This is a genomic window from Synechococcus sp. EJ6-Ellesmere, from assembly GCF_024345875.1.
In the GTDB taxonomy this organism is placed as follows: domain Bacteria; phylum Cyanobacteriota; class Cyanobacteriia; order PCC-6307; family Cyanobiaceae; genus Regnicoccus_A; species Regnicoccus_A antarcticus.
Genome location: NZ_JAGQBY010000200.1, coordinates 1 through 5,002, shown reverse-complemented (window position 1 = coordinate 5,002; position 5,002 = coordinate 1). Strand labels below are relative to the sequence as shown.

Sequence of the window (5,002 nt, the reverse complement as noted above, 5' to 3'; positions counted from 1 at the left end):
GCGAGCAATCTCCGCCACGGTCTCCCGATTGGGCGGACTCATGCGCTTGCGGATCTCCGCCCGAACGGCCTGGTCATAGATCGGTTTCATGGTCGTCGGTAAGGCCCCCCGGTGGATGGGAAAGACCTAGCGGACTTCTTTCCTGAAAGTGGGGGTGACGAGCAAACACCAAAGACAGATGGAGCTGCGGGCTCAACGCGGCTTGATGCGTTCGCCGGGATTGACGACCACTTCTCCGTGGACGGCACGTTGCTACAGGCCTGGGCGTCACACGCCTCCCTGAAGCGGATCGATGGCCTGGAGGACCCTCCGCCTCCGCCAGCAGGTCCTGGTGAAGGATTCGGTGCTCCCAAAGAAGGAGATGGCAGCAGACGTCGCCGGTGCCCACCAGAAGACCGTCGGCGCCGACAAGAATTACGACATGAACGTCAGCAGTACCCCTCGATTGCATTGTTTGACCCCCTTCATATCTTCCCTGGATTCTTGTCCATGACTTGACAAATCGTCCGAATTCTTCGGTTAATGCGCCTGTATCTGCTCAATCCAAATACACCCGTGAACAGACCAATGGGTACAAGTGCCATGCCGATGTAGCGAAGAATGCCAAATTCAATGAATTGGACGAAGGTCACGCCGGCGATGACCATGGCCACCGCCCCACGAAGATACGATAAGAGCGTACGTTCGTTCGCCAGAATCGTCCTGTCTATGGCCAGTTGATCGCGGAGAATCAGCTCATTCTCGCTGAAGCGAGCATACGGGTTGTTGCGCATTTTAATCTTTCAGTCTGCCGTCGAATTTATTCTTCGGTGGTTTCCGTGAACCACTCCGAGGGGTAAATCTCTTTCCGAGAACCAACCGCAGATCGTGGGCTGAACGGGGGTGAGCCGGGTGTGATTGCAGTTGTTTTCAGCTGATCCCCTCAAACCGTAGGACGTGTTCGCGGGTCTGAGAACCACCCGAAACCAAATCCCTTGGCCCTACCGCTCCCTGCTCAGGGCCAGCGGCTCAGCGCTGGCCGTCACCGGCAACAGCCAACAGCCGCTTTTCGAGGTTGCTCCAGCCTCCCCCGGATACCACCCTGGCGGCGCTGCTGCCCCGCCTGCAGCTGGTGCAGGACTGCTGGGACCTGCTTGCCTGCCCCGCGATGAACGGGAGCCACCCACCTCATCCGCCTGCACCAGCATGTCGGTAAGCTCGATGCCGCTGAGGAGCCATAGGAGCGAAGCCGTCTCGCTGCTCTCGTCGGTGGCATAGGTGGTCTGGGCAATCGCCACCCCCAGTGGCTGGGAATACAGGCTCACCTGGGCAATGAAAGACGCTGCGGCGCCAGGCTTCTGATCAATCGAGCCCCGCAGTGTCTTGCCGTCGCAGACAAGAGTGTCGACGCCATCCGCCAGGGCGGGCTGCTGGCTCATCCACTGGAGTAGCAGGGCCTCAAACGCCTCCACATCGAGCTGCAGGAACAGGTAATGAAACGTGGATCAGATGATGGCTTGCCGATCTCCAGGCCGAGAACCTCGTTGAGCAAGCCCAAATGACGCTTGGCGAACCGCTCCATCCGGGGAACCCTGCCCGCTAAGGGTGGAGCAGAACCAGGCGGTGATGGTGGCCGTGGATGCGGCTGGGGCCGTGGTGGGCAGCTACCACCTCAGGCACAACTCCCTCGCCCTCGGCGCCCATGTGGCCAATGCCGGTTCTGCAGCGCGCAGGCTGGAGCCTGGAGTACCCGCAGAGGTGGACTAGAACCCACCTCAAGAGCCAGTCTGGCTCCGTGTCGCCGGCGGCACTCATGCCCATCCTGATCCATGAGGGTCAAAATGGATGGGATCGCAGCTGCTCAGCGACCTGTTCGACGACCCAGATTGAGTCTTCTTTGTGGTCTGATCCGCTGATGGCGCACCGCGTGCTGACCGAGACAGCCGTAAGCATCTCGGAACACAAGAAGAACCCCATGGCCACCGTCGCGGCTGGTGAAGGGATGACCGTCGCGGTGCTCAACCGCAACGAGCCGGCCTTGTACTGCGTTCCTGCCCGGGCCTACGAGGAGCTGATGGATCTGGTGGAAGACCTGGAGCTGGGCCCCATCGCCGATGCCAGGCTGGCGGACGGCCAGGAGCCAGTGCGGTCAGCCTTGATGCCCTTTGAGTGGGCCTTTCATCCCGAGGCTCTGCGGGAGTGGCGGAAGCTGACCAGCGCTGAGGCTCTCACCCCATAGCTGACTCCGGTCCCACTGAGCTTGATCAGCTGCGCCGCGAGAACGCCCGGCTGATCAGCCTGCTGGAGACCCACGGAATCGACTGGTACTCAGCTGGGGCCTCCCCATCACCAGAGGTCATTCCCAGATCCCAGCACGGCCGTCGAGGGATGGGGCAGCCTGGGGGCGCGGCCATGGTGAGAGGCGGATGATCTCCCGGAGGGAATGGCTGGCGGGCTCCTCAGTTCTGCTCGCGGCGCGCCTCGCCGGGCCGCTGCTTTCCCGCCCGGCGAAGGCCGATGGGGCGGAGGCATCGCTACCGGCACTGGCCACCGCCGTTCCCGACTTTTCGCCGCGCCACATCACCGCCCGCATGGTGAGCCTCCGTCCCTACCGACCCGAGGGCTTCCGGGTGGAGCTGGAGACCATCGCGGACCGATCGATCGTCCACAACATCGGCCACGGCGGCGCCGGCATCACCCTGTCCTGGGGCACCGCCCAGATGGCGGTGGACCGGTTGCTGGCGCTGCGGCAGCCGGGTCCGGTGGCGGTGCTCGGCTGCGGGGCCGTCGGCCTCGCCACAGCCTGGCTGCTGCACGAGGCCGGTCGGGCGGTGACGGTCTACGCCAGCGAAGTGCACCCGCGGGTCACCTCCAGCGTGGCCGGCGCCAGCTTCTTCCCCTCCCTGGTGGTGGCGGCTGCCTCCCGAGCGCCGGAGTTCGAGGAACGGCTCGCCGCCGCGGTGCGCACCTCCCACCGGCGCTTCCTGGGGATGCTCGGCCGGGGCATGGGAGTGGTCCGCCGTCCCCACGTCGTTCTCGCTGCGCAGCGGCCGCTGGCTGGCTGGGTGTCGAGATTGCTGCCGGAGATCTTCCCACCGCCGCTCGAGATCCGCGATCCTTCTCTGCCCTTCGCAGCCCAGTGGGTGGGAGTCGAGGAGCGCCTCTTCATCGAGACCCAGCAGTATCTGCCCGCCCTGATGGGGGCGGTGCGCAAGGCCGGCATGGCGATCCAGAGGCGCACCTTCCGCGATGCGGCGGCACTGGGGCGGCTGCGGGAGCGGCTGATCGTGAATTGCACCGGCATCGGTAGCGTCGGCCTGTTCGGTCATGCCGACCTGATCCCGGTGCAGGGGCAGCTCACCCGCCTGCAGGCCGATTCCCGCCTCAACTACACCCTCTCGGCGCCGGGGCTCTACCTCCATCCCCGCCGCGACGGCCTGCTGCTGGGCGGTACCCAGGACGTCGGAGTGCTCACGCCCCGCTTCGATCAAGCCGCCGAGGAACGAATCCTCGCCGGCATGCGACAGCTGTACCGTCCCGCCGGGGCTGATCGCACCGCCGAGCAGGCGAACGGACTGATCTGGAAGAAGAAGCGGACCGCGAGCGGATGGCAGCGGTCATCCTCCAGCAAGGGGTAGAGGCCGAGGGTGTGCCGACCGGCCAGATGGCCGTTGTTGGCCGCATCGGGGTTCTCGCGGGGGCCATGTTCAGCGTGATTCGGCGAGCTGCGCCAGTGCATCACGGCGCTGCTCCCCAGCCATCGGGCCTGCAGCTGAGAGCAGGCTGCGCCGGAACCAGCCCTGGGCAGGCACAGGCTGGAGCAGCAGGGCCAGCACAGCCAGCAGGGCCAGGGGTTCAAAGGGGGCCTGATGGCTGGGCCACACGCCGCGTCCGCGGTAGAGCAAAGCCTGCAGGGCATCGGTCTGAGAATCGCTGAGAGGGCCCCAGCGGCAGCCGATCCGCAGGAAACCTCGCTCGTGACGGTGCTGCTCGGGCCACAGAGGCAGGGCGTCCCCAGGCCGCCCAGGCAAGGCCAAACTCCATTTTCCAGCATCACCGTGGAGTCCGTCACCAGGAAGCTTGCCGCCGGGATGGGACCGGGCCAAGGCAAGTTCCACGCCCTGCTCGCTGATGGCCAGGATCCTGGCTGACCATCCTCCCCGGGGGGTGAGCAACGACAGGATCAGACCGTCGATCCGCAGCCAGGGCACCGGGCTGTCCTGAGGACGGTCCCAGCAGGTGCGCAGCGCCAGCAGCAGGCTGGTGCTGCCGAGCAGCGACCAGGTGAGGCCAAGGGCCTGGTTGGCGGGAGCAAGGCTGGAGGCTGCGGCCTCGATCGGGCCGGCCGTGCCGGGGCCGACGATCAGCAAGGTGAGATTGAGCAACTGCAGCCCGAGCAACCCCAGCAATGGCACCAGCAGGCGCCACTCGGGACCAGGCCTGGCCCAGCCGCTGATCGCCTTGGGGGTAACCCGGAAGTGCTGGGGCCGGCCGGCCACGGTGCTGAGCACGGCCGCCACGAGCGGCAGCAGAAAGATCCAGCGGTAGAGCTCCGGCAACAGGGCGTTGCGCGCGCCGCGGCTGAACCAGCTCACCAGCAGCAGTTGAGACAGGTAGAACGGCAAGGCCATGGTCACCAGGCCTGGTCCCTGCAACAGGATCGGGGCCACCCCCAGCAGTCCCAGCGAGAGCGGCATCAGCAGCAACAGCAGCTGAGGCACCACGTTGAACCAGTGGAGGATCCCCTCCAGGTAGGCAATCCGCTGCAGAGGAGTGAGCCCGGCGATGGTGAAGGGATTGGCGCCCGTGCGCAGGGTCTGCAGGGTGCCACTGGCCCAGCGGCTGCGCTGGCGTGCCATGGCCCCGATCGTGAACGGCGCCAGCCCGGCGCTCAGCTTGGCGTCGAGGTAGAGGTTGCGGTAGCCCGCCGCCGCCAGCCGGATGCCTGTGGCCAGATCCTCGGAGGGGGTTCCGGTCTCGAAGCCACCCGCCCGCTCCAGGGCCGAGCGACGCATCACGAACG

The 5,002-nt window shown here is 65.9% G+C and carries 6 protein-coding genes and 1 pseudogene; 4 read left to right on the top strand and 3 right to left on the bottom strand.

Features of this window, described 5'->3' with window-relative positions:
• Window positions 1-225: 225 nt before the first annotated feature.
• Window positions 226-360: pseudogene (locus KBY78_RS16435) on the top strand (IS5/IS1182 family transposase); the annotation flags it as partial.
• A gap of 104 nt (window positions 361-464) precedes the next feature.
• Here KBY78_RS16435 and KBY78_RS16155 read toward each other — a convergent pair.
• Window positions 465-773: a DUF202 domain-containing protein gene (locus tag KBY78_RS16155; RefSeq protein ID WP_006170959.1), complete on the bottom strand. Its 309-nt coding sequence runs from the start codon at window positions 771-773 to the stop codon at window positions 465-467.
• Between the two features lie 207 nt (window positions 774-980).
• Complete coding sequence (locus KBY78_RS16150) at window positions 981-1,418, bottom strand: hypothetical protein (RefSeq protein WP_156776553.1); 438 nt, start codon at window positions 1,416-1,418, stop codon at window positions 981-983.
• 166 nt (window positions 1,419-1,584) lie between these two features.
• On the opposite strand from KBY78_RS16150, the gene KBY78_RS16145 reads away from it, so the two are divergent.
• The 3 genes from KBY78_RS16145 (at window position 1,585) to KBY78_RS16135 (ending at window position 3,617) form a co-directional block, all read left to right on the top strand.
• On the top strand, window positions 1,585-1,746 hold the full coding sequence (locus KBY78_RS16145; RefSeq protein ID WP_255144488.1) for a hypothetical protein: 162 nt from the start codon (window positions 1,585-1,587) through the stop codon (window positions 1,744-1,746).
• A gap of 148 nt (window positions 1,747-1,894) precedes the next feature.
• Window positions 1,895-2,218, top strand: coding sequence for a type II toxin-antitoxin system Phd/YefM family antitoxin (locus tag KBY78_RS16140; RefSeq protein ID WP_255144487.1), 324 nt, complete (start codon window positions 1,895-1,897; stop codon window positions 2,216-2,218).
• Window positions 2,219-2,405: 187 nt separating this feature from the next.
• The gene (locus KBY78_RS16135) at window positions 2,406-3,617 is read left to right on the top strand and encodes an FAD-binding oxidoreductase (protein ID WP_255144486.1); all 1,212 of its coding nucleotides are present in this window, start codon (window positions 2,406-2,408) and stop codon (window positions 3,615-3,617) included.
• Between the two features lie 69 nt (window positions 3,618-3,686).
• Here the strand turns inward: KBY78_RS16135 and KBY78_RS16130 are convergent.
• A partial coding sequence (locus KBY78_RS16130; RefSeq protein WP_315856684.1) for a glycosyltransferase family 2 protein occupies window positions 3,687-5,002 on the bottom strand: 1,316 nt, incomplete at its 5' end.